The organism is Streptomyces sp. NPDC002206 (assembly GCF_053593595.1).
This window is the reverse complement of record NZ_JBSFCW010000001.1, coordinates 965,686-991,962: the sequence shown is the minus strand read 5'-3', so window position 1 is coordinate 991,962 and position 26,277 is coordinate 965,686. Positions and strand designations below refer to the sequence as shown.

23 protein-coding genes and 1 riboswitch are annotated in these 26,277 nt (G+C 69.3%); of the genes, 12 read left to right on the top strand and 11 right to left on the bottom strand.

Annotated elements, in window-relative coordinates:
• Nucleotides 1-40 precede the first annotated feature (40 nt).
• On the bottom strand, nucleotides 41-616 hold the full coding sequence (locus ACWCP8_RS04655) for a TerD family protein (RefSeq protein ID WP_030933124.1): 576 nt from the start codon (nucleotides 614-616) through the stop codon (nucleotides 41-43).
• Between the two features lie 191 nt (nucleotides 617-807).
• Between ACWCP8_RS04655 and arfB the strand changes: the two genes are divergently transcribed.
• Nucleotides 808-1,233, top strand: coding sequence for an alternative ribosome rescue aminoacyl-tRNA hydrolase ArfB (arfB, locus tag ACWCP8_RS04650; RefSeq protein WP_352266005.1), 426 nt, complete (start codon nucleotides 808-810; stop codon nucleotides 1,231-1,233).
• 16 nt (nucleotides 1,234-1,249) lie between these two features.
• On the opposite strand, the gene ACWCP8_RS04645 is transcribed toward arfB, so the two are convergent.
• On the bottom strand, nucleotides 1,250-1,756 hold the full coding sequence (locus tag ACWCP8_RS04645) for a flavin reductase family protein (RefSeq protein WP_352266004.1): 507 nt from the start codon (nucleotides 1,754-1,756) through the stop codon (nucleotides 1,250-1,252).
• 385 nt (nucleotides 1,757-2,141) lie between these two features.
• Between ACWCP8_RS04645 and cdgB the strand changes: the two genes are divergently transcribed.
• Both cdgB and ACWCP8_RS04635 read left to right on the top strand, forming a co-directional pair.
• Entirely contained in the window at nucleotides 2,142-3,800 is a 1,659-nt protein-coding gene (gene cdgB, locus ACWCP8_RS04640) for a diguanylate cyclase CdgB (RefSeq protein ID WP_352266003.1), read from the top strand.
• Nucleotides 3,801-3,974: 174 nt separating this feature from the next.
• Complete coding sequence (locus ACWCP8_RS04635) at nucleotides 3,975-4,949, top strand: CBM35 domain-containing protein (protein ID WP_451114099.1); 975 nt, start codon at nucleotides 3,975-3,977, stop codon at nucleotides 4,947-4,949.
• A 113-nt stretch (nucleotides 4,950-5,062) separates the two neighbouring features.
• On the opposite strand, the gene ACWCP8_RS04630 is transcribed toward ACWCP8_RS04635, so the two are convergent.
• From ACWCP8_RS04630 to ACWCP8_RS04610, 5 genes are all read right to left on the bottom strand, one after another.
• The gene (locus ACWCP8_RS04630; protein WP_352266001.1) at nucleotides 5,063-5,911 is read right to left on the bottom strand and encodes a class II fructose-bisphosphate aldolase; all 849 of its coding nucleotides are present in this window, start codon (nucleotides 5,909-5,911) and stop codon (nucleotides 5,063-5,065) included.
• Between the two features lie 73 nt (nucleotides 5,912-5,984).
• Nucleotides 5,985-6,914, bottom strand: coding sequence for a 1-phosphofructokinase family hexose kinase (locus ACWCP8_RS04625; RefSeq protein WP_451114158.1), 930 nt, complete (start codon nucleotides 6,912-6,914; stop codon nucleotides 5,985-5,987).
• 167 nt (nucleotides 6,915-7,081) lie between these two features.
• A complete protein-coding gene (gene nagA, locus ACWCP8_RS04620; RefSeq protein ID WP_451114098.1) occupies nucleotides 7,082-8,314 on the bottom strand; it encodes an N-acetylglucosamine-6-phosphate deacetylase in 1,233 nt (410 codons plus the stop codon).
• Nucleotides 8,314-9,246, bottom strand: coding sequence for an ROK family protein (locus ACWCP8_RS04615; RefSeq protein WP_355994581.1), 933 nt, complete (start codon nucleotides 9,244-9,246; stop codon nucleotides 8,314-8,316). The genes nagA and ACWCP8_RS04615 overlap by 1 nt, the downstream gene beginning before the upstream one ends.
• A gap of 102 nt (nucleotides 9,247-9,348) precedes the next feature.
• Nucleotides 9,349-10,257, bottom strand: coding sequence for an SIS domain-containing protein (locus tag ACWCP8_RS04610; protein ID WP_451114097.1), 909 nt, complete (start codon nucleotides 10,255-10,257; stop codon nucleotides 9,349-9,351).
• A 277-nt stretch (nucleotides 10,258-10,534) separates the two neighbouring features.
• On the opposite strand from ACWCP8_RS04610, the gene ACWCP8_RS04605 reads away from it, so the two are divergent.
• The 3 genes from ACWCP8_RS04605 (at nucleotide 10,535) to otsB (ending at nucleotide 13,120) form a co-directional block, all read left to right on the top strand.
• A complete protein-coding gene (locus ACWCP8_RS04605; RefSeq protein WP_451114096.1) occupies nucleotides 10,535-11,800 on the top strand; it encodes an ABC transporter substrate-binding protein in 1,266 nt (421 codons plus the stop codon).
• 32 nt (nucleotides 11,801-11,832) lie between these two features.
• Nucleotides 11,833-12,111 carry a DUF3263 domain-containing protein gene (locus tag ACWCP8_RS04600; RefSeq protein ID WP_451114095.1) on the top strand — a complete coding sequence of 93 codons (279 nt, stop codon included), beginning with the start codon at nucleotides 11,833-11,835 and terminating at the stop codon, nucleotides 12,109-12,111.
• Between the two features lie 154 nt (nucleotides 12,112-12,265).
• A complete protein-coding gene (otsB, locus tag ACWCP8_RS04595) occupies nucleotides 12,266-13,120 on the top strand; it encodes a trehalose-phosphatase (RefSeq protein ID WP_355994589.1) in 855 nt (284 codons plus the stop codon).
• Nucleotides 13,121-13,138: 18 nt separating this feature from the next.
• On the opposite strand, the gene ACWCP8_RS04590 is transcribed toward otsB, so the two are convergent.
• Together ACWCP8_RS04590 and ACWCP8_RS04585 are read right to left on the bottom strand one after the other, a co-directional pair.
• Complete coding sequence (locus tag ACWCP8_RS04590) at nucleotides 13,139-14,533, bottom strand: alpha,alpha-trehalose-phosphate synthase (UDP-forming) (protein ID WP_451114094.1); 1,395 nt, start codon at nucleotides 14,531-14,533, stop codon at nucleotides 13,139-13,141.
• Between the two features lie 54 nt (nucleotides 14,534-14,587).
• On the bottom strand, nucleotides 14,588-15,538 hold the full coding sequence (locus ACWCP8_RS04585; RefSeq protein ID WP_451114156.1) for a glucosyl-3-phosphoglycerate synthase: 951 nt from the start codon (nucleotides 15,536-15,538) through the stop codon (nucleotides 14,588-14,590).
• A gap of 152 nt (nucleotides 15,539-15,690) precedes the next feature.
• Nucleotides 15,691-15,817: riboswitch (SAM riboswitch) on the top strand.
• A 17-nt stretch (nucleotides 15,818-15,834) separates the two neighbouring features.
• Here ACWCP8_RS04585 and thrC point away from each other — a divergent pair.
• The 4 genes from thrC (at nucleotide 15,835) to groL (ending at nucleotide 20,109) form a co-directional block, all read left to right on the top strand.
• A complete protein-coding gene (thrC, locus tag ACWCP8_RS04580) occupies nucleotides 15,835-17,136 on the top strand; it encodes a threonine synthase (RefSeq protein ID WP_451114093.1) in 1,302 nt (433 codons plus the stop codon).
• A 58-nt stretch (nucleotides 17,137-17,194) separates the two neighbouring features.
• Complete coding sequence (locus ACWCP8_RS04575; RefSeq protein WP_352265993.1) at nucleotides 17,195-17,473, top strand: MoaD/ThiS family protein; 279 nt, start codon at nucleotides 17,195-17,197, stop codon at nucleotides 17,471-17,473.
• A 454-nt stretch (nucleotides 17,474-17,927) separates the two neighbouring features.
• On the top strand, nucleotides 17,928-18,134 hold the full coding sequence (locus ACWCP8_RS04570; protein WP_003967346.1) for a cold-shock protein: 207 nt from the start codon (nucleotides 17,928-17,930) through the stop codon (nucleotides 18,132-18,134).
• 352 nt (nucleotides 18,135-18,486) lie between these two features.
• Nucleotides 18,487-20,109 carry a chaperonin GroEL gene (groL, locus tag ACWCP8_RS04565; protein ID WP_352265992.1) on the top strand — a complete coding sequence of 541 codons (1,623 nt, stop codon included), beginning with the start codon at nucleotides 18,487-18,489 and terminating at the stop codon, nucleotides 20,107-20,109.
• A 300-nt stretch (nucleotides 20,110-20,409) separates the two neighbouring features.
• Here the strand turns inward: groL and ACWCP8_RS04560 are convergent, their stop codons facing one another.
• Both ACWCP8_RS04560 and ACWCP8_RS04555 read right to left on the bottom strand, forming a co-directional pair.
• Nucleotides 20,410-21,639, bottom strand: a complete 1,230-nt coding sequence (locus ACWCP8_RS04560) for a hypothetical protein (protein WP_352265991.1) — start codon at nucleotides 21,637-21,639, stop codon at nucleotides 20,410-20,412.
• Nucleotides 21,640-21,904: 265 nt separating this feature from the next.
• Entirely contained in the window at nucleotides 21,905-23,140 is a 1,236-nt protein-coding gene (locus tag ACWCP8_RS04555) for a hypothetical protein (RefSeq protein WP_451114092.1), read from the bottom strand.
• 214 nt (nucleotides 23,141-23,354) lie between these two features.
• Between ACWCP8_RS04555 and ACWCP8_RS04550 the strand changes: the two genes are divergently transcribed.
• Together ACWCP8_RS04550 and ACWCP8_RS04545 are read left to right on the top strand one after the other, a co-directional pair.
• Nucleotides 23,355-24,374: a helix-turn-helix transcriptional regulator gene (locus ACWCP8_RS04550; RefSeq protein ID WP_451114091.1), complete on the top strand. Its 1,020-nt coding sequence runs from the start codon at nucleotides 23,355-23,357 to the stop codon at nucleotides 24,372-24,374.
• Nucleotides 24,375-24,963: 589 nt separating this feature from the next.
• Nucleotides 24,964-26,238: an LAETG motif-containing sortase-dependent surface protein gene (locus ACWCP8_RS04545; protein WP_451114090.1), complete on the top strand. Its 1,275-nt coding sequence runs from the start codon at nucleotides 24,964-24,966 to the stop codon at nucleotides 26,236-26,238.
• The last annotated feature ends 39 nt before the right edge of the window (nucleotides 26,239-26,277 follow it).

Sequence of the window (26,277 nt, the reverse complement as noted above, 5' to 3'; positions counted from 1 at the left end):
GGGCTCCCGTCTGTCAGGTCAGGCCATGAACTCTCTTGCGTCAGAGGTTGACGCCGAAGTCCTGGGCGATGCCGCGCAGGCCCGAGGCGTAGCCCTGGCCCACGGCGCGGAACTTCCACTCCGCGCCGTTGCGGTACAGCTCGCCGAAGACCATCGCGGTCTCGGTGGCGGCGTCCTCGCTCAGGTCGTAGCGGGCGATCTCGGTGCCGCCGGCCTGGTTGATGATGCGGATGAACGCGTTGCGCACCTGGCCGAAGTTCTGGCTGCGGGTCTCGGCGTCGTAGATCGAGACCGGGAAGACGATCTTGTCGACGTCGGCCGGCAGGCCCGCCAGGTTGACGTTGATCTGCTCGTCGTCGCCCTCGCCCGCGCCCGTGACGTTGTCACCGGTGTGGACGATGGTCTGGTCCGGGGTCGACTTGTTGTTGAAGAAGACGAAGTGGCCGTCGGAGACGACCTTCCCTCCCGGGTTCACCGCGATCGCCGAGGCGTCGAGGTCGAAGTCGGTGCCGGTGGTGGTGCGGACGTCCCAGCCGAGGCCGACCGTGACGGCGGTCAGGCCCGGGGCCTCCTTGGTGAGCGAGACGTTGCCGCCCTTGGACAGGCTTACTGCCATGGGAAGTCCCTTTCATCGTCGTGTGCGGGCTTCGTGCCATCACGAAGCTACCGTCACACCTCATAACGCAGGCAGAGGACCGGGAGGTTCCTGGTCCCTTTACTTTCTTTACCGAACCGTCGGCCGAACGGGTGACCGGATGCGCCAAAAGGAGGTGACGGGAGGGCCGGCGGCCAGGGAACATGGGTGTCATGTCCGGGCCCTATGTCATCCGCGGTTCGGTCTCCCTGCCGGAGGCCGAGCTCATGTGGCGTTTCTCGCGGTCCTCCGGGCCCGGCGGTCAGCACGTCAACACCAGTGACTCCCAGGTGGAGCTCCGCTTCGACCTCGCGGCGACCGACGCGTTTCCCGAGGTGTGGAAGGACCGGGCGCTCCAGCGGCTGGAGAGCCGGCTGGTGGGCGGGGTGGTCACGGTGCGGGCGTCGGAGCACCGCTCCCAGTGGCGCAACCGCGAGACCGCCCTCGTCCGCCTCGCCTCCCTGCTGGCCGAAGCCACGGCGCCGCCCCCCAAGCCGCGCCGCAAGACCAGGATCCCGCGCGGGATCAATGAACGCCGGCTGCGCGAGAAGAAGCAGCGCGGCGACACGAAGCGCGGCCGCTCCGGCCGCGATTGGTGAACCAGGACGCCGGGGTTCAGCCCAGCTGCCGGTAACGCCCCTGGAAGTACGTCAGCGGCCCGCCGTCCGCGCTCGGTAGTGCCGCGCTCAGCACCCGTCCGATCACCAGCGTGTGGTCGCCCGCGGGCACCCGCTGCTCCGTGCGGCACTCCAGGGTGGCGAGGGCCCCGCCGATCAGCGGTGCGCTCGACACCTCTCCCCGTACATAGGGGATGTCCTCGAACAGCAGCCGGTCGCTGATCCTGCCCTTCATCGCGAACCGTCCCGCGATGTGCCGCTGGCTCTCCGACAGTACGGAGACCGCCCACAGCGGCTGTTCGTCGAGCAGGTCGTCCATCCGGGAGCCGTTGCGCAGGCTCACCAGGACGAGCGGCGGGTCCAGCGACACGGACATGAAGGCGGTCGCCGTCATGCCGACGTCCTCGCCGCGCCCGTTCTCGTCGAGCGGCGGCTCCTGCGCGGTGATCAGGACCACGCCGGCGGCCAGCCGGGCGAGGGCGCCGCGGAACTCGTCGTTGCTCACCCCCTCAGCATGGGGGATGGGCTCGGACCGCGGGGTGGGGGGCTTCGTCTGCAACACAACGGGCACGCTAGCCGCGGGTCGCGGGCCGCCGCATCGGGCCAGGGGACCAGAGGGGTCCTAGGACTCCGGGCCGATGGGGAGGTGCCGGGACGACGGGGTGCAACGTACTGAAACGTACCGATTTGCGTTCAAGAAACGGACGGGCCACCTGGGTGCGCCCCTCGCAACCCTTCATCATCTGTTGTGACTTGAGTCACAGAGCGCAATATTTGTTGACCCTGTGTACCGGGTGCACAGCTCACTGTGATTCAGTGGCGGTGACACTGCGAACTAGTACGTCGATAAGAAACCTGGAGTGCTGTCGAGGTCTCGGGGAGTGCGAGCAATGGAGGCCGAGTCGGAGCCGTACGTCCGTCTGGCGACGATGCGGCAGCTGCATCAGGCCGTCGCCGATCTCAATACGGCGCGGAGCCTGGCCGACACACTGCAGACCGTGGCCGACGGAATCGTCGCCGGTCTCGGATACGAGCTGGCCTGCGTCAACCTCGTCCGTCCCGACGGTGATCTCGTCGTCGCCGCCTTCGCGGGCAACTCCGCCGCCGAAGCCCTGATCACCGGCCGCGTCGGTTCCCGCACCTCGTGGGATCGCCGCCTGGCCATGGGTGAGTGCTGGGACGGGCTCCGCTTCATACCGCACACCGACGGCTGGGTCCTCCTCGACGACGACGTACCGCAGTGGCACACCGAGGGCCCCGAGCCCCGCTTCGAGGACGAGTGGCACCCGGAGGACCGGCTCTACGCCCCGATGTACGCGTCCGGGGGCGGGCAAGACCTCCTCGGCGTCATCTCCGTCGACCGCCCGCGCAACGGCCGCCGTCCCGGCGCGTGGGGCCGCGAGGCTCTCCAGATGTACGCGTCGCAGGCGGCCATTGCGATCAGTAACGCCCGGCTCCGAGCAAACATGCAGCGCGCCCTGGTCCGGCTCGAACGCGAACAGCAGGCGCTGCGGGCCAGCGAGGAGTCGTTCCGCCAGGCCTTCGAGTACGCCCCCAGCGGCATGGCCATCGCCGAGATGGGCGGTGACCAGCACGGCAGGCTGCTGCGCACCAATGACGCCCTGTGCCGGCTGCTCGGCCGCCCCGCCTCCGTACTGCGCCGCTACTCCTTCGCCGACCTGGTCCACCCCGAGGACGTCGCCACCCTGCTGCGGACGTCCGCCGAGGGTGGCCGCGCCGAGCTGCGGCTCGGGCGCCGGGACGGCTCGTACCTCTGGGTCTCGCTGCGCAACTCCGTCGTCGCGGACACCGCCGACGGCCCGCGTTTCCTCCTCACCCATGTAGAGGACATAGAGGAGCGCAAGCGCCACGAGTTGCATCTGGCGCACCGCGCCTCGCACGACGCGCTGACCGGACTGCCCAACAGTGCCGAGCTGCGCGCGCGGCTCAGTGCCCGGCTCTGCGAGCGTCCGCACGCGGCTGCCACCACCGCTGTGGAGGCGCTGGACGCGGCGTACGGCGACGTCGAGGACACGGAGGGCCGCGTGCACGGCTTCCGTGCCGACGGCTTCGAGGCCGACGCGGTGGCCGGCGGCCCGTACGACCACCATGTGCACGCCGTGGCACCCGACGACGAGAGCGACGACGGGGCGAAGGGGCTCGCGGTCCTCTTCTGCGACCTCGACGGCTTCAAGTCGATCAACGACCGCTTCGGGCACCACACCGGTGACGCCGTCCTGATCGAGGTCGCCCGCCGGCTCACCACCTGTGTGCGCGACGGCGACACCGTCGCACGGCTCGGGGGTGACGAATTCGTCGTCCTCGCGGACGGGCTCGGCGCCGCAGACGCCGCGGATCTGGCCGTACGTCTCCGAAACGCCATTATTCCGCCCATTCGGGTGGATGGTCGCGCGGTGCGGGTCGGGGCGAGCTTCGGGATCGGCTGGGCCGGCTGCGGCATGACCGCCGAAGAGGTGCTGCGCTCCGCCGACCAGCGGATGTACGTGGAAAAGCGGTCCCGGTCGAAGGTTCACCGCAGGGCCGGCTGACGTTCACGACAGGTCCGTTCCGGCATCCGTTGCCGTACCCCCACCAAGGTGAACGAGTGGCCCCGGAGGTCAACGGCAATTCTTGGTGTGCTCCGTTCGAGGTAGGCTCGGCCGGTCGGCCACGGCTGGCGATTTTCGGCGACGGCTGGCGACATGGTGAGGAGTGACCCAGGGATGACGGCCGGGAACAACGGCGCAAACACACCCGAGGACGACGATCCGTTCGGCTACCTGTACGAGGACGGACAAGCGGCCGGCGCTCAGTCGCCGCGGCAGGGCGGATACGGCTACCCGGGCCCGGTCCCGCAGCCCGGCGTGCCGAGGACCTCGTACAACCAGGTCCGGACCGTCGGCGAGCGCCAGTACGGGCAGCAGGTGCCGCAGCAGCAGCCGTACGGCCAGCCGCAGGCGCCCTACGGCGGGCCGAATGTGCAGTACGCCGCCCCCGAGACCTACCCCGGTGGTGCGCCCACCGCACCGGTCGCGACGCAGGGCGGCCGCGGCCGGACCGGCGGCCCCGGCAAGGGCGGTCCCAACAACAAGGGTCTGCTGATCGGTGCGGTCGCGGTCGTCGCGGTCGTGCTCATCGGCATCGGTGCCGCGCTGATGACCGGCGACGGCAACGACGACAAGAAGAACGAGGCCGCCACCTCGGCCGGTGCCGCCGGTCAGGTCGACGAGTCCCCGAAGCCGAAGAACACCGGGTCGTCCTCCGAAGCTCCGGTGGAGCTGCCGAAGCAGGACGCGGCGACGCTGAAGCTGGGCGGCACGGCCACCGTCGAGAAGACCATCAAGGGCGCCGAGGGCGCGGACGGCGTGTACGTCACCGGCTTCAACCAGCCGGGGTCCTCGGTGACCTGGAAGGCGTCCATGAAGGCGGCGGGGTCGTACCGGCTGACTGTGCGGTACGCCATCCCGGCCAAGGACGCCGACGCCACGCTGACGGTCAACGGCAAGGCCAACAGCCAGCCCATCGGTCTGAAGAACTTCGTGAAGTCCTCGGACCCGAACTGGGAGAAGAACTGGCAGACCACGTGGGCGCCGGTGACTTTGAACCAGGGAGACAACGAGATCAAGATCTCGTGCGAGACCGGCAACCAGTGCGACGTGATTCTCGACTGGCTCGAGGTCACGTCGGCGAAGGGCTGAGCACTCCCGGAACCGATCTGCCCTACGCCTTCTTCCGAACCGCGACGGTTCGGACGAGGACGTAGGGCAGTTCTTCTGTGCCGGCTCCTCCGTACCGGCCGCCCGGTGGCTCCTCAGCCCATCAGCGCCAGGAATCCCGCCACCGTCGCGGCCATCGCCTCGCGGCCCGGGACGAGGTACTTGCGCGGGTCGACGCCCGTCGGGTTCTCGGCCAGGTAGGCGCGCACCGTGCCCGTGAATGCCGTGTTCAGGGCCGTGCCCACATTGATCTTGCGCATGCCGGAGGCGACCGCCCGGCGGATCTCGTCGTCCGGGACGCCGCTGGAGCCGTGCAGCACCAGCGGAACCGTGACCGCGTCACGCAGCTGCCCGATCAGGGCGTGGTCCAGGGCGGCGGTGCGTTCCGTCATGGCGTGCGAGGAACCGACCGCGACGGCCAGTGCGTCCACGCCGGTCGCCGCGACATAGGCGGCGGCCTCGGCCGGGTCCGTGCGGACGCCGGGGGCGTGGGCGTCGAGCGGGGCCTCGCCCTCCTTGCCGCCGACCTTGCCGAGCTCCGCCTCGATCCAGATCCCGCGCTCGTGGCCCCAGGCCACCGCGTCGGCCGTGGCCTGCACGTTCTCCTCGTACGGGAGCTTCGAGGCGTCGAACATCACCGAGCCGAAGCCCTCCGTGTGCGCCTGGTGCAGCAGGTCGACGGACTCGACATGGTCGAGGTGGAGGGCGAGCGGCGCGCCGGAGGCGCGGGCGACGGCGGCCGCAGCGGCGGCGACGGCGGAGAGCCGGCCGCCGTGGAACTTCACGGCGTTCTCGGAGATCTGCAGGACGGCGGGCGCCCCGGCGCGCTCCGCGCCCGCGGCGATGGCCTCCGCGTGCTCCAGTGTGATGACGTTGAAGGCGGCGATCCCGCGGCGGTCGGCCTGGGCGGCCGAGACGAGTTCACCGGTGCTGACGAGCGGCATGCTGCCCCCTGAAACTTCTGATGGTGCGGGATGGTGCTGGATCGTGCTGGATGGTGCCGGGCGGTTCCGCGGCTCAGGCCGTCGTCGGTGCGTACTCCTCGACACCGACGCGCGACAGCAGCTCCTCGTACGCCGCCCGGTCGAACTCCCCGGCCGCCGGGGCCAGCACCGTCGCCGTTGACAGTGCCACCGCCCTGCGCAGCCGGTCCGGCCAGCTCAGGCCCTCGACGAGCCCGGACAGCACCCCGGCCACTGCGGAATCGCCCGCTCCGGTCGGGTTGCCCGCGACCCGGGCGGGCGGCGCGGCCCGCCAGGTGCCGTCGGGTGTGACGGCGAGCATGCCGTCCGCGCCGAGCGAGGCCATGACGCCGTGCGCGCCGCGTCGGCGGGCGTCGCGGGTGGCGCGCAGCGGTTCGCGGGAGCCGGTGAGCTGGGCGAGTTCGTCGGCGTTCGGTTTGATCAGGTCGGGGCGGGCGGCGATGCCCCGGCGCAGCGGTTCGCCGCTGGTGTCGAGGAGGACGGGGACGCCGGCGGCGCGGGCCAGGCGGACCAGTTCGGCGTACGCGCCGACGTGGATGCCGGGCGGCAGGCTGCCGCAGAGGGCGACTGCGTCCGCTTCGCCGAGGAGCTTCCGGTACGTGGTGAGGAAGGCGGCCCATTCCCCGGCGGTGACGAGCGGGCCCGGTTCGTTGAGCTGGGTGGTGTCGCCGGTGGACGCGTCGACGACGGCGATCGTACGGCGGGTGTTCCCGGCGACGGTGACGAGTGCGTCGCGCGGCGGGAGGCCGGCCAGCAGGTCGCGGAGGACGGCTCCGGTGGCGCCTCCGGCGAAACCGGTGACCACGGTCTCGTGGCCGAGCGCGGAGAGCACCCGGGCCACGTTGAGGCCCTTGCCGCCGGGGCGTTCGGAGATGTCGCCGACGCGGTGGCTGGTGTGCGGGACCAACGCCGGTACGCCGTACGTCAGGTCGAGTGCCGTGTTCAGCGTGACCGTGAGGATCACCTCGGTCACCCCTTCGATCCGTGCCGGAGCGCGGATCCCTTGCCAGAACGCGCTTTCCCTGCTGTTTACGAAGCGATCATGCCAAAGAGACGGCGGTCGGCCCAGACCTCGGGGCCAACCACCTTCTCTTCGTTACGTATTCGACCCGTCGTCAATAATGGGTGGAATCAACCAAGATGGGGCTCAATAACCCAATCGCCCTTGCGCATGACGCCCTTCAGTGCGAAGTCAGCGTCCAGGACCACCAGGTCGGCGTCCTTGCCCGGCTCCAGCGAGCCGACCTTGTCGTACACGCCGAGCAGGCGCGCCGGGTTGGCGGAGATGGACTGCACGACGTCGTCGACCGGGATCCTGTCGAGGGTGACGGCCCGGCGGAACGCGGTGTCCAGGGTGAGTGTGGAGCCCGCGATCGAGCCGCCCTCGACGAGCCGGGCGACGCCGTCCTTGACCTCGACGGCGAGCGGGCCCAGCTGGTACTGACCGTCACCGAAGCCGGCCGCGTCCATCGCGTCCGTGATCAGGGCGACGCGGGCGGCGCCCGCGTGGTGGTAGGCCAGCTCCAGGGCGGCCGGGTGCAGGTGCGTACCGTCGTTGATCAGCTCGACGGTGATTCGCTCGTCCTCCAGGAGCGCGGCGATCGGGCCGGGCTCGCGGTGGGCGAGCGGCGGCATCGCGTTGAACAGGTGGGTGGCGACGGTGGCGCCCGCGTCGATCGCCACGACGGTCTGCTCGTACGTCGCGTCGGTGTGCCCGATCGCGGCGATCACCCCGTGCTCGGCGAGCAGCCGCACCGACTCGATGCCGCCCGGCAGTTCGGTGGCGAGCGTGAACATCTTCGCGGTGCCGCGCGCCGCGTCCATCAGCTTGCGGACCTCGGCCGGGTCCGGGTGGCGCAGCAGCTTCTCGCTGTGCGCACCCTTGCGGCACGGCGAGATGAACGGGCCCTCGAAGTGGATTCCGGCCAGATCGCCCTGCTCGACGAGCTCGGAGAGGATGCCGGCCCGCTGGGCGAGGAAGTCCATCTCGCCGGTGACGGTGGAGGCGACCAGGGTGGTGGTGCCGTGCTCGCGGTGGGTGCGGACGCCGGTCAGGACCTCGTCCACGGTGCCGGAGGTGAAGGACGCGCCGCCGCCGCCGTGGTTGTGCATGTCGACGAAGCCGGGCACGACCCAGTGGCCGGTCAGATCGACGGTCCGGACGCCTTCGTGTGCACTGCCGGCGGCACCCGGGTGCGGGGTTGACGCTGCCGGGGGGCGTGGGGGGTTGCTCTCGGTGAGTGGTGTCCACGTGGTGCCGGCGATCCGGGTGCCCTCGACGATCACCCGCCCGTTCTCGACGGTCCCGGTGGGAAGAACCACCCTGGCCCCTGCGAGAACCGTGCTGTCTGCGCGTCCGGCCATCAGGCGGATACCTCCGTGGAGAGAAGATCCCAGGCGAGCAGCCCTGCGCCCAGGCATCCGGCGGTGTCCCCGAGGGCCGCCGGGACGATGTGGGGCAGCTTCTGGAACGTGACGCGTTCCTCGACGGCCGCACGGAGTGGTACGAACAAGGTTTCCCCCGCCTCGGCGAGCCCGCCACCGATGATCAGCGTGCGCGGGTCGAGCAGGGTGAGCGCGGTGACCAGCCCGGCGGCGAGCGCGTCGACCGCGTTCTGCCAGACCCGTACGGCCGCGGGATCGCCCGACTGGACGGCCTTCGCGCAGTCCGCCGCGTCGGCCTCCGGGTCGCCCGAGGCGGCGGCCCAGGCGCGGCTGACCGCGGAGGCGGAGGCCAGGGTCTCCAGGCAGCCGCGCTGTCCGCAGCCGCAGTCCGGCCCGTCCGGCCGGACCACGATGTGCCCGATCTCGCCCGCGTACCCGTGCGCGCCGGCCTCGATGCTGCCTGCGATGCCGATGGCCCCGGCGATACCGGTGCCCAGCGGCACGAAGAGGAAGCGGTCGGCGCCCTTGCCCGCGCCGATCCGGCCCTCGGCGAGGCCGCCGGTCCTGACGTCGTGGCCGAGCGCGACGGGCACTCCACCGAGCCGCTCGCCGAGCTTGTCCCGCATCGGTACGTCGCGCCAGCCGAGGTTCGAGGCGTAGACCGCGATCCCGTTCTCCGCGTCGACGATGCCCGGCACGGCGACACCGGCCGCGGCGGCGCTCTCGCCGAACTGTTCCTCGCCGTGGGCGCGCAGATCCGCGGCGAAGGCGAGGATCGACTCCACGACGGCGTCGGGTCCGCGCTCCCGGCCGGTCGCGCGCCGGGCCTCGTACAGCAGGGTGCCGTCGGCCCCCACCAGGGCGGCCTTCATTCCGGTGCCGCCCACATCGAGGGCGATGACGTGTTTCACGGAAAACAGTTTCGCCCGCCGGACCCCGATAGGTCTAGTCCACTATCGCTGTTTGTTGCGCGTCCATACAAAATGATGAGGGCGGTCGGCGCGGCCGACGGCTCAGGGCGCCAGGATCACGCTGCGCGAAAGATTGCGCGGGTGGTCGGGGTCGTACCCCTTCGACTCCGCGATCTCGACCGCGAGCCGCTGGGCCCGGATCAGATCGGCCATCGGGTCGGCAGTGGCGTGGGCCACCAGCGTGCCGCCGACTCCCGCGACCTCGCCCGCGAGTCCCTCGGGCAGTGCGCCGAACACCCACGCGACCCGGTTCGGACCGGTGATCGAGATCGGTCCGTGGCGGTACTCCATCGCCGGGTACGACTCGGTCCAGGCACCCGCCGCCTCGCGCATCTTGAGCCCGGCCTCCTGGGCCAGCCCGTACGTCCAGCCGCGCCCCAGGAATGTCCACTGCTCGGCGGCGACGACCGCCTCCGCCAGCGGCTCCGTCACCGCGAGCTCCGCGTCGACCGCTGCCTCGGCGACCGTCTTCACCCCCGCCGGAAGCGGACCCGCCGCCTCCAGGCCGGCCCGCAGGAAGGCCAGCGCGGTGGTGGCGAACCGGGTCTGGACGACCGACTCCTCGTCCGCCCAGTCCAGAACGGCCACGGCGTCTGCGGCATCCATCACGGGCGTCTTCGGGTCGGCGGTCAGCGCGACGGTGGCCACCTTGCCGCGCAGCTCACCGAGGAGGTCGAGGACCTCGGTCGTCGTGCCGGAGCGGGTGATCGCCATGACCCGGTCGTACGGACGCCCCGCGGGGAACTCCGAGGAGGCGAACGCATCGGTCTCGCCCTGCCCGGCCGCCTCGCGCAGCGCCGCGTACGCGATCGCCATGAACCAGGAGGTGCCGCACCCGGTGACGGCGACCCGCTCACCCGGCCGCGGCAGTCCGTCGAACGCGGCCCCTGCCTCCGCGGCGCGCCGCCAGCAGTTGGGCTGGGTGGCAATCTCTGATGCGGTACGGGACATGCTGGACGGCTCCTCGGTGCGTGGGGGAACGGTAACGACGGGGCGGTGCAGAACAGCGGGCACGGAAAGGTTCAGACCACGAAGTGCCGTGTGCCGAGATGTACTTAACAGCCGGTTCCGTTCCCGTGCAATGACACCCCGGACCATCCGGACACAGGTCCGGTTACGTTGCAGAAGCGATACTTCTCTGGTGTAGACCTCCCTTGGCGGCATGGGTAAAAATCGCAGCTCATCCGGACGGTCGGGTGGTCACCGAATCGATGAGGATGGACTGGCTGTGCAGCGGCACTACTTGGCACTGACCGCGGCGGTAGCCGCACTCGGCATGGCGGCAACCTTGTCGGGCTGTGGCACCGGCAGCGCAGCGAGGGACGTCACCCTCAAACTCGTCGCGGCCGACTACGGCAACAGCGCGGCGAACAGCTCCAAGAAGTACTGGGACGAACTCGCCAGGAACTTCGAGGCGTCCCACAACGGCATCAAGGTCGATGTCAACGTCTATTCGTGGAAGGACGTCGACCGCAAGGTCGCCGAGATGGTGAAGAAGGGGCAGGCCCCGGACATCGCGCAGATCGGTGCCTACGCGGACTACGCCAAGGCCGGGAAGCTCTACAGCGCCGACGACATGCTGGCCATCCGCACGCAGGCGAACTTCCTGCCGCGGCTGGCCGCTGCGGGCCAGTACAACCAGACCCAGTACGGACTGCCGTTCGTCGCCAGCACCCGGCTGCTCTTCTACAACAAGAAATACTTCAGCCGGGCGGGCCTGGAGGCCCCGAAGACCTGGGACGACATCCGTGACGACGCCGTGGTGCTCAAACAGCGTGGCGTCACCTACCCGTTCGCGCTGCCGCTCGGTCAGGAGGAGTCCCAGGCCGAGACCATGATGTGGCTGCTCAGCGGGGGCGGCGGCTACACGGACGACGTCGGCGCGTACGACATCGACTCGCCCGAGAACATCAAGACGTTCGACTGGCTGAAGACGAATCTGGTCGACAAGGGGCTGGTCGGCCCGGTGGCCCCCGGAAAACTGGACCGGGCGCAGGCGTTCGACGCGTTCACGAGCGGCAAGGTGGGGATGCTCAACGGGCACCCCACGCTGATGCAGGAGGCCGAGCAGAAGGGTGTCCAGGTCGGCATGGTGCCGCTGCCCGGCATCAACGGCCCGACCGAGGGGTCGATGGGCGTCGCCGACTGGATCATGGGCTTCAAGCAGAACAACCACCGCGAAGCCATCGGTAAATTCTTCGACTACATGTTCGAGGACAAGAACGTGGTGGCCTTCGCCGACGAGTACGACCTGCTGCCGGTCACCGACAGCGCGTCCGCGGTGATGGAGACGGACGTCAAGCACAAGCCGCTGCGGAAGTTCCTGGCGGCGCTGCCGAACTCGGAGTTCTACCCCGTCGGCAATACGTCGTGGGCGCGGACGAGCGAGTTGATCAAGCAGGACATCGGCAAGGCGGTGGAGCCGGGCGGCAGTCCGGCGGGTGTGCTGGCCGAGATCGCGCGGGGGGCGGCGACGGCGGAAGCGGCGGAGTAGCAGGACGCGGCGCGGGCATTATGTTGGCTGATATGACCGCCTCCGAGAACGACTCCCACGGTGCGGAGACCCCGGACACGATGCAGCCGGGGCTCTCCGAGCGGGAGCGTGCGGTGCTGGCCGTGGAACGGCGGTCGTGGCCCGGGCCCGGCGCGAAGGAGCGGGAGATCCGCGAGGGGCTGGGGATTTCGCCGACGCGCTACTACCAGCTGCTGAACGCGTTGCTGGACGACCGGCGGGCGCTGGAGGAGGACCCGGTGACGGTCAACCGGCTGCGGCGCGTGCGGGAGGCCCGGCGGGGGAGGCGGTAGTCGGGGCGCTGTTCCGGAAGGACCGGCCCTCCGGCGTTCGAGGTCCGGGGTCCCCGGTGGAGCCGCGGGTCCCGGGAAGGGGCCGGGGCAGGGGAACAGGCCTGCCGCAGGTGCAGCCGTAGCCGCGCTCCGTCACCCCCGATAGGCTCGGCCCATGGGCAGCAACCCAGAGCAATCCCTCCCCACCCCCACCACGCCGGCCGGCCGTGAAGGCCTCGCCGCCCTCCTGACCCGTCCCGACCGCGCCGTGGTCGCCCTCGATTTCGACGGCACCCTCGCCGACATAGTCCCGGACCCGGAGCAGGCCCGCGCCCACCCCGGCGCCGTCCCGGCCATCGCCGCGCTCGCCCCGAAGGTCGCCTCCGTCGCCGTGATCACCGGCCGCCCGGCCGGCGTCGCGGTCCGGCACGGCGGCTTCGCGGGCGTCCCGGGCCTCGACCACCTCGTCGTACTCGGCCACTACGGCGCCGAACGCTGGGACGCCGTGTCCGGCACCGTTCACGCCCCTGCCCCGCACCCCGGTGTGGCGGCGGTCCGTGCCGAACTCCCGGGTGTGCTGGACCGGTTCGACTCCTGGCACGGCACATGGATCGAGGAGAAGGGGCAGGCGCTCGCCGTCCACACGCGCCGCGCCGCCGACCCGCAGGCCGCATTCGACGCGCTGCGCGGCCCGCTGGGCGAGCTCGCGGCACGGCACGGACTGATCGTCGAGCCGGGGCGCCTCGTCCTGGAACTGCGCCCGCCCGGCATGGACAAGGGCGTGGCGCTCGCGAAGTACGTAAGGGAGACGGACGCCGAGTCCGTCCTGTACGCCGGGGACGACCTGGGCGACCTCGCCGCGTACGCCGCGGTGGAGAAGCTCCGCACGGAGGGCCCCGACGGCATCCCGGGTCTGCTGGTCTGCAGCGGAAGCGCGGAAGTGCCGGAACTGGCCGAGCGGGCGGACCTGTTGCTGCCGGGTCCGGCGGCCGTGGTCGACTTCCTCGCGGCCCTCGCCCGGCGCCTCTGAACGATCGCCGCCGAACGGTCAGTCCCGCCGCAACGCCTCCAACTGCTCCAGGAACCACTGCTGCGGCGGCAGCGCAGTCGCCGCCGCAGCCAGCCGCTTCGTCCGCTCCGCCCGCTCCCCGTCCGGCATCGTCAGCGCCGCATGCAGGGCCGCCGCCGTCGCCGACACGTCGTACGGGTTCACCACGATCGCGTCCGCGCCCAGCTCCTCGTACGCCCCCGCCTCCCGCGACAGCACCAGCGCGCAGCCATGGTCGGAGACCACCGGGACCTCCTTCGCGACCAGGTTCATGCCGTCGCGGATCGGGTTGACGAGCGCCACGTCCGCCAGCCGGTACGCCCCCAGCGAGCGCGCGAAGTCGTCGTTCACATGCAGCAGGACCGGGGTCCAATCGGGCGTTCCGTACGCCTCGTTGATGTCGTCCGCCAGCCGCTGCACCTCGGCCGTGTACTCCCGGTACACCGCCAGGTCCTGCCGAGACGGGTACGCGAACGCGACATGCACCACCCGCTTGAGCCACTGCGGGCGGGTGTTCAGCAGCTCCCGGTACGCCAGCAGCCCGCGCACGATGTTCTTGGAGAGTTCCGTACGGTCGACCCGCACGATCGTCTTCCGGCCGGTGCCGCCCACCTGCTCCCGCAGGATCGCCATGCGTTCGGCCACGTCCGGCTGGTGCGCGCGACGGCGCAGGAAGTCCGCGTCCGCGCCGAGGCCGTGCACACCGATCCTCGTCCGGCCGGTGCCGCCCAGGACCTCCGTGCAGCAGGCGGTGAACGCGTCCGCCCATCGCCGGGTCAGGAACGCCGCCCGGTCCGCGCCGAGCATGCCGCGCAGCAGCTGCTCCGCGATGTCGTCGGGCAGCAGGCGGAAGTAGTCGGCCGGGGCCCAGGGGGTGTGCGAGAAGTGACCGATCCGCAGGTCGGGGCGGAGGTCGCGGAGCATGCCGGGGACCAGGGCCAGGTGGTAGTCCTGCACCAGCACCGCCGCGCCCTCGCCCGCCTCCTCGGCGAGCGCCTGTGCGAAGGCCAGGTTGTACGCCTCGAACGACGCCCACTGCCGGCGGAACTCCGCGTCGAAGACCGGATCCAGCGGCGTCTGGTACAGCATGTGGTGGACGAACCAGAGCACCGAGTTCGCGATGCCGTTGTACGCGTCGGCATGCACATCGGCGTCGATGTCGAGCATCCGTACGCCCGGCTCGGCGATCCCGCGCCGGACCGCCTCCCTGTCCCCGTCGTCGAGCGCCGCGCAGACCCACAGCTTGTCCTCGACGGCGCTCAGCCCGGAGACGAGTCCGCCGCCGCCCCGTTTGGCGCTGATCGAACCGTCCTCGCTCAGTGCGTACGAGACCGGGCCGCGGTTGGAGGCGACGAGTACCTGGGCGGCAGATGTGATCACGTGCTCGGAGACCATGTTGCGGAATCTAGCCCGATCGCGAACCGCCCAAACGTGCGAAGTCAGGCCACCTCAGGCGGCGCGGCGCGAAACGTACTCCCTGATCTCCTGCATCGGCGGCCGCTCCTCCGTGTCCACGGCGTGCGTGCGCGGTACGAAGCCGGTCTCGCCCCGTTCGAACTGGGTGAGGGACGGTCGCACCAAGTGGCCGCGGGAGAGGCGCAGTTGCGCCGTCCGGTAGATCGCGGCCGCCATCCGGCCCAGCGCCTGCCCGTCCTGATGGCGGTGTTTTCTGACCCCTACATCGACCTGTGCCAGCGCGTCCAGCCCCACGGTGTGCAGCGCATCCACGAGCAGGCCCAGTTCCACTCCGTAACCGACCGGGAAAGGCAGCCGCTCCAGCAGCGAGCGCCGCACCGCGTACTCCCCGCCCAGCGGCTGGACGAAGCCGGCCAGCTGCGGCCAGTGCAGATTGAGTAGCGGCCGGGCCACCAGTTCCGTGACGCGACCGCCCTGGCCTGCTGTGTCTCCGAGCGGGCGGTCGTACATCGCCTTGACGAACTGCACCTCGGGATCGGTGAGCAGCGGGCCGATGATGCCGGAGACGAAATCCGCGGAGAAGTCCTTCAGGTCGGCGTCTATGAAGCAGACGATGTCACCGTCGGTGACCAGGAGTGATCGCCAGAGGACCTCGCCCTTGCCGGGCAGCGCGGGTATCCGGGGGAGGATGTCGTCACGGTGCACCACCCGGGCGCCCGCCTTCCGGGCGACCTCCGCGGTGGCGTCCGTCGATCCGGAGTCGATCACCAGCAGCTCGTCGACCAGATGGACCCTCTCCATGAGCTCGACCCGGATCGTCTCGACGATCGCGCCGACCGTCGCCTCCTCGTTGAGGGCGGGCAGCACGACGCTCACACTCCCGCGCCGCGGATCCCTGGTCCTGGCTGCGACGAGCCGGTCCAGCGGACGGTCGGCGGCCGACCAGGAACGTCTGGTCAGCCAGCGTTCGACCTCTTCCAGCACGGTCGATACTCCCTGTATGTGATCCATCTCGCGGTTCGGACGGCCATCTCAACCGTCCGATGCTTCGGTTACAGTCTTGAACAACGCGGATGACCCTCGCATGCCGGGGTCCTCCGCCGATAAATGCCTGGATCGATGATCCAGTGCCACAGCGCTCATCCAGAGGGACTGAGGGAACGGCCCGTTGAAGTCCCGGCAACCCTCCTGCCGACCGCGAGGTCAGGTGGGGAAGGTGCCAATTCCGTCTCGTGACGAAATGCGTCGCGAGGAAGATGAGGAGAAAGGGCCTCGCCATCATGGCTACGCAGACCGTTGCAGTGAGCACCAATTCTTCCGCCGACGCTGTCGACCTCGGTCCCGCCGCGGCACTTTCCTGCCGCGAGTGCGGAGAGCGTTTCGAGCTCGGTCCCATTTTCGCCTGCGCGACCTGTTTCGGGCCGCTCGAAGTGGCGTACGACCTGCCGAGCGGCTCCCCGGACGAGCTCAAGAAGCGCATCGAGGCCGGGCCGAACAACATCTGGCGTTACGCGCCGCTGCTGCCGGTCCCCGCCGATGTCGCGGACAAGCCCAACATCAACCCCGGCTTCACCAAGCTGGTCAAGGCCGACAACCTCGCCCGCGAACTGGGCGTCACCGGCGGCCTGTACGTCAAGGACGACTCCGGCAACCCGACGCACTCCTTCAAGGACCGCGTCGTCGCGATCGCCGTCGAGGCCGCCCGCGCCTTCGGTTTCACCACTCTCTCCTGCTCCTCCACCGGCAACCTCGCCGGCGCCGTGGGCGCGGCCGCCGCCCGGGCCGGCCTGCGGTCCTGCGTGTTCATTCCGCACGACCTGGAGCAGGGCAAGGTCGTCATGGCCGCGGTGTACGGCGGTGAACTGGTCGGCATCGAGGGCAACTACGACGACGTCAACCGCTTCTGCTCGGAGCTCATCGGTGACCCGCTCGGCGAGGGCTGGGGCTTCGTCAACGTCAACCTGCGCCCGTACTACGGCGAGGGCTCCAAGACGCTTGCGTACGAGATCTGCGAGCAGCTCGGCTGGCGGCTGCCCGACCAGCTCGTCATCCCGATCGCGTCCGGCTCGCAGCTCACGAAGATCGACAAGGGCCTGCAGGAGCTGATCAAGCTCGGTCTCGTCGAGGACAGGCCGTACAAGATCTTCGGTGCCCAGGCCGAGGGCTGCTCCCCGGTCTCCACCGCCTTCAAGGCCGGTCACGACGTCGTGCGCCCCCAGAAGCCGAACACGATCGCCAAGTCGCTGGCGATCGGCAACCCGGCCGACGGCCCGTACGTCCTGGACATCACCCGCCGGACCGGCGGCGCCGTCGAGGACGTCGACGACGAGCAGGTCGTCGACGCGATCAAGCTGCTGGCGCGCACCGAGGGCATCTTCGCGGAGACGGCGGGCGGGGTGACGGTCGGCGTCACGAAGAAGCTGATCGAGGCCGGCCTGCTGGACCCGACGCTCACCACCGTCGTCCTCAACACCGGTGACGGTCTGAAGACGCTGGACGCGGTCGCCCCGACCACCGGTCCGACGGCGACCATCCGGCCCAGCCTCGACGCGTTCCGCGACGCCGGCCTGGCCCGCAGCTGACCCGACCACCGGGACGTCCACCCGAGACGTCCACCCGAGACGCAAGGAAGGCACCCACATGAGCGTCAAGGTCCGTATCCCCACCATCCTGCGCACCTATACGGGCGGTCAGGCCGAGGTCCCGGCCGAGGGCGCGACCCTCTCCCAGGTCATCGAGTCGCTGGAGCAGAACCACCCGGGCATCGCCGCGCGCGTCCTGGACGACCAGGGCAAGCTGCGCCGGTTCGTGAACGTGTACGTCAACGACGACGACGTGCGCTTCGACGGCGGCCTGGAGGCGGCCACCCCGGACGGCGCCGGCATCTCGATCATCCCGGCCGTCGCGGGCGGCTGCTGACCTTCCGTCGCCCCGGCCCGGACTCCCCGTAGGCCCCGCGGCCGACTTCACAGCGTCACCGGAATTGCCCCCTCTGCGAGGTAAGCGGAGGGGGCAATTCTGCATGGTTAAGCGCGGTACAGTTGGGCAGCCCCCTCCGCTGCCCGTGCCGACCGCATATGAGAATGCGCCCGCCCGCGACAAGATGCAGCCAAAGTGTTCGAACTCCTTGCGACATAAGTGGCCTTTGCCCGGTCCGAGTTGCCCTGGAATCGCACAAATTCCGCATATTCGGGCGTTCAGTGCTGCCCAGAATTCTCGTCCGATTGACCTGTTGCAGAGGGCAGTTGGGCAGATACATTCGGCCGCGGTCGACGCGTTCCGGCGCACGCACCCTCTCCTGTCGGAGGGTGAGTTCTGACCCGGGCCCGCGAAGTGCGGTCCTGTGCAAGGGCCAGTAATAGGGGAGTTAGGCATGGCTCAGGGCACCGTCAAGTGGTTCAACGCGGAGAAGGGGTACGGCTTCATCGCGGTCGACGGTGGTGCGGATGTTTTCGTCCACTACAGCGCGATCCAGATGGACGGGTACCGCACCCTCGAAGAGGGTCAGCGAGTTGAATTCGAGATCTCGCAGGGCCAGAAGGGGCCGCAGGCGGACATGGTCAAGCTCGCCGTCGGCTGAGCTCGGCGCGGTCGGCCAACGACACCACTCACGCATGAAGGGCCCGTACCCCCAGGGGGACGGGCCCTTCACGCGTGATGTCGGCCGTCGCCCCGCGTGGCATGCCCGCGGCATCCCGCGCGCCGTCGCCCGGTCCGCACGTTGTCCACAACCGCCGGGGGCGCTTGCACTCGTGGGGGTCGAGTGCTAATCATTGGCGTTAGCACTCTCCAGGTGAGAGTGACAGAACTTGGACCGGGCCGGTGAGGCCCGCAGGCTTGGTGGGGCAAGGAACCACCGGGCAGGCAGGCCGTCCGTCGCGGGCGCCACTCGGTCCGGAGAAATCCACCCCTGTCCGGGAGGACCACTTCACATGGCCAAGATCATCGCGTTCGACGAGGAGGCACGGCGCGGTCTCGAGCGCGGGATGAACCAGCTCGCCGACGCCGTCAAGGTCACCCTTGGCCCCAAGGGCCGCAACGTCGTCCTCGAGAAGAAGTGGGGCGCGCCCACGATCACCAACGATGGTGTTTCCATCGCCAAGGAGATCGAGCTCGAGGACCCGTACGAGAAGATCGGCGCAGAGCTGGTCAAGGAAGTCGCCAAGAAGACGGACGACGTCGCCGGCGACGGTACGACCACCGCCACCGTTCTCGCCCAGGCGCTCGTCCGTGAGGGCCTTCGCAACGTAGCCGCGGGTGCAAACCCGATGGCCCTCAAGCGGGGCATCGAGAAGGCCGTCGAGGCCGTCTCCGCCGCTCTGCTGGAGCAGGCCAAGGACGTGGAGACCAAGGAGCAGATCGCTTCGACGGCCTCCATCTCCGCCGCCGACACCCAGATCGGCGAGCTCATCGCCGAGGCGATGGACAAGGTCGGCAAGGAAGGCGTCATCACCGTCGAGGAGTCCCAGACCTTCGGTCTGGAGCTGGAACTCACCGAGGGTATGCGCTTCGACAAGGGCTACATCTCGGCGTACTTCGCGACCGACATGGAGCGCATGGAGTCGTCCCTGGACGACCCGTACATCCTGATCGTCAACTCCAAGGTCAGCAACGTGAAGGACCTCCTTCCGCTGCTGGAGAAGGTCATGCAGTCCGGCAAGGCACTGCTGATCATCGCCGAGGACGTCGAGGGCGAGGCCCTGTCGACCCTGGTCGTCAACAAGATCCGTGGCACCTTCAAGTCCGTTGCCGTCAAGGCCCCGGGCTTCGGTGACCGCCGCAAGGCCATGCTCGGCGACATCGCCATCCTCACCGGTGGCACGGTCATCTCCGAGGAGGTCGGTCTCAAGCTCGAGAACGCCGGCCTGGACCTGCTGGGCCGCGCCCGCAAGGTCGTCATCACCAAGGACGAGACCACGATCGTCGACGGTTCCGGTGACAGCGACCAGGTTCAGGGTCGCGTCAACCAGATCCGTGCCGAGATCGAGAACTCCGACTCGGACTACGACCGCGAGAAGCTCCAGGAGCGCCTGGCGAAGCTGGCCGGCGGCGTGGCCGTCATCAAGGCCGGTGCCGCCACCGAGGTCGAGCTCAAGGAGCGCAAGCACCGCATCGAGGACGCCGTTCGCAACGCGAAGGCGGCCGTCGAGGAGGGCATCGTCGCCGGTGGTGGCGTGGCGCTGCTGCAGGCCACCGCCGTCTTCGAGAAGCTGGAGCTCTCGGGTGACGAGGCGACCGGCGCCAACGCCGTCAAGCTGGCGCTGGAGGCCCCGCTCAAGCAGATCGCCATCAACGGTGGTCTCGAGGGTGGCGTCGTCGTCGAGAAGGTGCGCAACCTGCCGATCGGTCACGGTCTGAACGCCGCGACCGGCGAGTACGTCGACATGATCGCCGAGGGCATTCTCGACCCGGCGAAGGTTACGCGCTCCGCTCTGCAGAACGCCGCGTCGATCGCCGCGCTGTTCCTGACCACCGAGGCCGTCATCGCCGACAAGCCGGAGAAGGCCTCTGCGGGCGCTCCGGGCGGCATGCCGGGCGGTGACATGGACTTCTGATCCTGACGGATCGGTAAGTGCCCGTACGTCGGCCCCCGGGACCAGTTGGTCCCGGGGGCCGACGTCGTCGTACCCGGCACTGTTACATGCTGTTACAGCTGCTCGATGATCCAGGAGCAGAGTTCCTCGCTCACGAGGGTGTGGCCCTCGTTCTGCGAGGCGAGCTTGAACTCGTCGGCCGTGATGAAGGGATTCATCAACCGTGTGTGTCCCTCGCCGTAGTACACCCAGGCGGTGCCGTGGAAAGGGTGCAGCCGGGCATGCCTCAGGGCCCGCCGGGCTGCACCCGGTTCAGAGGGCTCAGTTCGTCGCATCCGGCTTCACGATGTCCGGCAGCTTCGCCTCGAACAGCTCGTCCAGCTTCAGCGAGGGCAGGATGTGACCCTGGTCGGCCGCACCATCGGCCACGCTGGCGCCCCACGAGGAGGCAGCGAAGCGCTGGTTGGGCGTGCCGTGGTGGCCGGGGCTGTCGTAGTAGCAGTCGCCGACCTGGTAGAAGGACTTCTCGGAGTCCAGCACCCGCTTGGTGTTGAGCGCTTCACCGCGCGAGTGGGTGAGGAAGTACGTGCCGAACGCGTCCGCCATCAGCTCGGTGCGGCGGGTGGCCTCCGGCCCGGTCAGGTTGGTGTTGGCGAAGAGGTGGTCCTCGTACTGCACGTGGTGGCCGAACTCGTGGGCGAGGACGGCACGCGGAGCAATGTCGCCCAGGCTCAGCTCCTTCAGGGCCTGAAGGATGCCGTCACCCATGACGATGCGGTCGGAGATGCCGTACGGCTGCGGCGAGCCCTTCTCGGAGAAGGCGAACGCGTTGAAGGTGAAGATCGGGTTGTCGCCTCCCTGGAGGACGGGGTCGGCGTTGACGAGGCTGATGACCACCTTGGCCAGTCTCTGCACCACCGGCTCGTTATTGATCCCGAACATCAGTGCGAGGACGCGGGCCACCCGCTCCGGGGAGGAGAAGACCTCGCCGCCGTGCATCGGCATGAGCTGGATGTCGTCGGAGTTGATGTCCCAGAAGTTCTTCAGGTCCTTGCTCTCGGACGTCAGCTCGTTGGTGTACTCGCCGTTGACGCCGAAGGTGTTGGACTTCGACTCGCTGCCGAAGAACAGCGCGTCATAGGTGGGTATGTCGAACGCGCCGAAGACGTCGAGCCAGTCGCGCAGGTCTTGATCCTTGATGCCTGTCCGCAGGCTGTTCGCGTAGTCCCTGAACGCCGTGTTCCCGCACTGGTAGTCGCCCGGGTTGATGACGCTGTTGCGGAGGTCCGCCCACTGGGTTTCGTGGATGCCGTACTTGGCGGCGGCGGCATCGCGGTGCTCCTGCCAGTCGGCCGGCAGGTTGGCCAGCATCTCGTCGACGAGGGCCTTCACCTCCGGGGACAGGCGGGAGGTGTCGAACGCGGAGCCGGGGGCGGCGGACGTGACGGCGGCGGACGCCGTGTCGTCCGCGGCCATGGCCGGCAAGGCGGCACCGAGGGTGCAGGTGGCCGCGGTCACCATGGTGACCGCCCAGGCCAGGGTCTTCTTCACGGAGAACTCCTTGGTGTGCTCGAGCCGACGCGCAAAGGTGTCCCTGCGGAGCGAGGGAGGCGGTCGGCGGTGCCGGATGCAGAGTCTGCGAGGGACCGGCGTTCCGATGAAGCGTTCGTACGGGCGGAATCCGGCGTGGCAAGAAGGTGCCGGGACCGCGGAATTCCAAGACCCCTGCCTTGTCCGGCAGGCCTTTCGGGTCGAGTGCGGCGGGTGCGGATCGGCGGGTCTCAGGGCCCGCCGAGCCGCACCCGGATCACCGCATTCAGTTCATCGCGTCCGGCTTCACGATGTCCGGCAGCTTCGCCTCGAACAGCTCGTCGAACTTCAGCGAGGGCAGGATGTGACCCTGGCTGGCGGCGTCATCGGCCACGCTCGCGGCCCACGAGGCGGCCGTGAAGCGCTGGTTGGGCGTGCCGTGGTGCCCGGGGCTGGTGAAGCTGCAGTCGCCGACCTCGTAGAGGGACTTCTCGGAGTCCAGCACTCGCTTGGCGTTGAGGGCCTCACCGCGCGAGTGCGTGAGGAAGTACGTGCCGTACGCGTCCGCCATCAGCTCGACGCGACGGCTGGCCTCCGGCCCGGTCAGCGTGGTGTTGTCGATCAGGTTGTTCTCGTACTGCACGTGGTGGCCGAACTCGTGGGCGAGGACGGCACGCGGGGCGGTGTCGCCCAAACCCACCGCCTTCAGGGCCTGAAGGATGCCGTCACCCATGACGATGCGGTCGGATATGCCTGCCGGGTCCGGGTCGCCCTTCTCGGTGAAGGCGAACGCGTTGAGGGTGAAGAACGGGTTGTCGCCGCCCTGGAGGACGGGCTCGAGGTTGATCACGTAGATGAACACCTTGGCCAGGGCCAGCGCCGCCTGGTTGTTCTCCTTCGGGATGCCGTACATCAGGCTCACGACGGGGGCCAGCCGCTCCGGGGAGGAGAAGACCTCGCCGCCGTGCATCGGCACGATCTGGATGTCGTCGGAGTTGATGTCCCAGAACTTCTTCAGGTCCTTGCCCTCGGACGTCAGCTCGTTGGTGTACTCGCCGTTGACACCGAAGGTGTTGGACTTCGACTCGCTGCCGAAGAACAGCGCGTCATACGTGGGCATGTCAAACACGCCCAGGAAGTAGAGGAAGAGGAGCAGCTCGAAGTTGGCGCCCTGGAGCAGGGTCCCCTGGTAGTCCCTGAGCGCCGTGTTCTGGCACTGGTAGTCACCCGGGTTGAGGACGCTGTTGCGGACGTCGGCCCACTGGGTGTCGTGGATGCCGTACTTGGCGGCGGCGGCATCGCGGCGCTGCTGCCAGTCGGCCGGCAGCTTGGCCAGGACCTGGTCGGCGAGGGCCTTCAGCTCCGGGGACAGGCGGGAGGTGTCGAACGCGGAGCCGGGGGCGGCGGGGGACGTGACGGCGGCGGACGTCGTGTCGTCCGCGGCCATGGCCGGCAGGGCGGCACCGAGGGTGCAGGTGGCCGCGATCCCAGCAGTGACAGCCCAGGTCAGGGTCTTCTTCACAGAGAACTCCTTCGTGTGCGCGAGCCGACGCGCGGGGGTGTCCCTGCGGAGTGAGGGGCGGTCAGCTGCGTCGTACACAGAGTCTGCGAGGAAGTGGCGCGCCGATGAAGAGCTTGTGTTGTCTAGATCCGGCATGGCAGAAAGTTGACAGGTCCCGCACTCTTGGAGACCAGTGGACTCATCGCAACTGCCTTGCTGACACACGCAGAGCACTGTGTCCAACGGCACTCGCCTCGCCCGGGCTCTGCATGTGATAATGGGGCATATGTATTCGTTTCATGGCATAGGTATCAGCGAAACGGCCGAGGATGTCTACCTCACCCTGGTCGAGCGGGGCCCGATGGCTCCGGCTGAACTGGCGAGCGTCCTCCGCGTGACCTCGCACGCCATGAGCGCGGCGGTCGGTGAACTGACCGGCCTCGGCCTGGTGGGACCGGACGGCGCACGGCTTGTCGCCCACCCCCCACGCGCTGCGCTCGACGTCGTGGTGGAAAGCCGCACCAAGGAACTGGCCGAGTTGCGCAATGGCGTCGAGGAGCTGTCCCGCTTCTGGCGCGACCACCACATCGAAGGGGTCAGTTACATTGAAATCGCCCGGACGGAGGTGGCCCGCAGGGCACTTGTCCGGCGGCTCTACGACGAGGCCACCGAGCAGCTCCGCTGCCTGACCATTGGATTCACCGGCCGATCGGCACAACCCAACAGCCTGGCCCCCGGCTTTCGGGAGGCACTGACGCGCGGCGTCAAGTGCTCGGTCGTCTATGGGGCCGAAGTGCTGCGCGACAGGCCCGGCCGGGAGGGCGTCCAGGCCTCCATCGACCTCGGTGAGCGAGCGCGTGTCTTTCCTGGCATCCCGCTGAACATGGGCATCTGCGACGACCGCTTCGCCCTCGTATGCCCCCCTGCAAGCAATTGGGGCCGTCGTCACCACATTCTCGTGCAGCGATCGGACCTACTCGAGGCGCTGATCGGCGTGTTTGAGTCGTTCTGGCAGATCGCCGTCCCGCTGCCCACCGCCGTCGACACGGCGAACGACATCGGCGCAACTGCCACCGCCGAGAACCGGCAGCTCCTCACCTATCTCAGTGGTGGCCTGACCGACGATTCGATCGCCCGCGAGCTCGGCGTCAGCGAGCGGACGGTGGCTCGCCGCATCACCCGCCTCCAGGAGGTGCTCGGTGCGCAGACCCGCTTCCAGCTCGGTGTCCAGGCGAGCCGTCGCGGCTGGCTCTGAGGACGGACGTCACCTCCTGTTCGCGCAGCTCGAGCCGCCAAGTCGGGCATCCGCGCCCGGGTGCGCTCCTCGTACATCAACTTCAGCTCCGGGGACAACGTGAACTCGACGACGCACGGCGCCTGGAAGTACTTCATCTTCACCAGCTGATTCGGTGGCCGGTCTCATGAGGCCGTGACGTCGGGGCGCGTTCCCAACGGTGGGACGGGACGCGCCCCGCCTCCCTGTTGAGTTCCTCGACGGAAACGCCACAACTCTCCTGCCGGCCTTCCAGGTTGTGAGCGCTGTGGCGGCGGCAGGGCCGCGTACGTGAAGGTGCAGGCGCTTGCCGGGTGGGGTGGCGCCGGAGAAGCGCAGAACGAGGCGCCCCGGGTCATGTGGCATTCCTCACAGCGAAAGTGCAGGTAGTGAAAGCAACTGCACCCTTTCGTCTTTTCTGTCTGTCCCGGTGTTGTGGTGCTGGTCGGAACAGGTGAAAAACTCGTGACGGTCGACCGTCGCCCCGGCCATACGATCGGCTCAAGTCGCATCTGCGTGTCCCATTCCGCTGCGACCCCTTCTTCTCTTTTTCGGACTCCGAAGGGTTCTTGTGAAGATTCGCCGGATTCTTGCCACAGCTGTTGCCGCCGCAGTGACCACGCCTGTCCTCCTGCTGTCGGTCACCCCCGCGTTCGCCGACGACAAGCCGGCCGCGCAGACGCAGGAGAAGCCGTCCATCGCCGAGTTGGAAAAGGCCGCCGACGCAGCGCAGGCGGCGTACGACGACGCCGTGGCGGCCGAGAGTGCCGCCTACGCGGCTCTGGAGGCGGTCCTGTCCGACACCTCTCCGCTGGCCGTGGCAGCCAAGGCCGCCGAGGCCGCGGCCGCCGACGCCGCCACCGCGAAGACCGACGCCGACCAGGCGGTCGTCGACGCCAAGGCAGCGGTCGACGCCCTCCCGGAGACGGCCACCGAGGAGGAGAAGACCGCGGCGGCGACGACTCTCACCGAGGCGGAAGCCGCCGCCACAGCCGCCGCCGATGCCAAGGCCGCCGCCGATGCCAAGGTCGTGGAAGCCCTGGACGCGCGTGACGACGAGCGGGTCGCCGCAACCCGGACGCTGGACCAGGCGCAGAAGGCCACCGAGGCGGCGCTCGCTGACAAGACCGCCGCCGACGAGGCGCTGGCCAAGGCGAAGGAGGAGGCGGGCGAGGGCGGCGAGGACTGCGTCCCCGAGGCCGAGCTCACCACGGTCGTCACGGGTCTGCCGTCCACGGTCGTCGCCGGCACGAAGGTCGACTTCAATCTCCGGGTGACCAACGGCACCGACAAGACGATGGACGAGGTACTTCCGTTCGCCTACGTCCACGCGACCGACAAGAGCGGACTCAAGGACATCGACGACCTGGTGCACCTGCAGTGGTCGTCCGCCTCGTCCTCGACGTGGAAGACCGTCGACAACGAGCACTACATGGACGCCATCAGCCCGCTGAAGGCAGGCGCCCACGCCGACGTCAAGATGCGCCTCACGGTCGACGCCTCGGCCCCCGCGGGCAACGGCGTCACCTTCGTCGCCGGTGACTACTTCAACGACAACGGAACCTGCGGCGGGAACCCGGACCTCGAGGGCTACGAGTTCCTGATCGCCGCCGCAGGCAGCAAGCCCGGCAAGGTCGACGACGCCAAGCCGAGCACGACCGAGCCGAACACTTCGGACGTCAAGCCGCAGGGCGGTGCGTCGGCCAGTCCCGTGAGCGGCAGCCTCGCCGCCACAGGCTCGTCCTCCGCGACGTCGCAGCTCGCCCTCGCGAGCGGCGCGGCCCTGGCGATCGGCGCGGGCGCGGTGTTCGTCGTACGCCGTCGCAAGGCCGGCTCCCACGCCTGACGCATGAGGCGGGGTGCCGACCAGGCACCCCGGCCCACG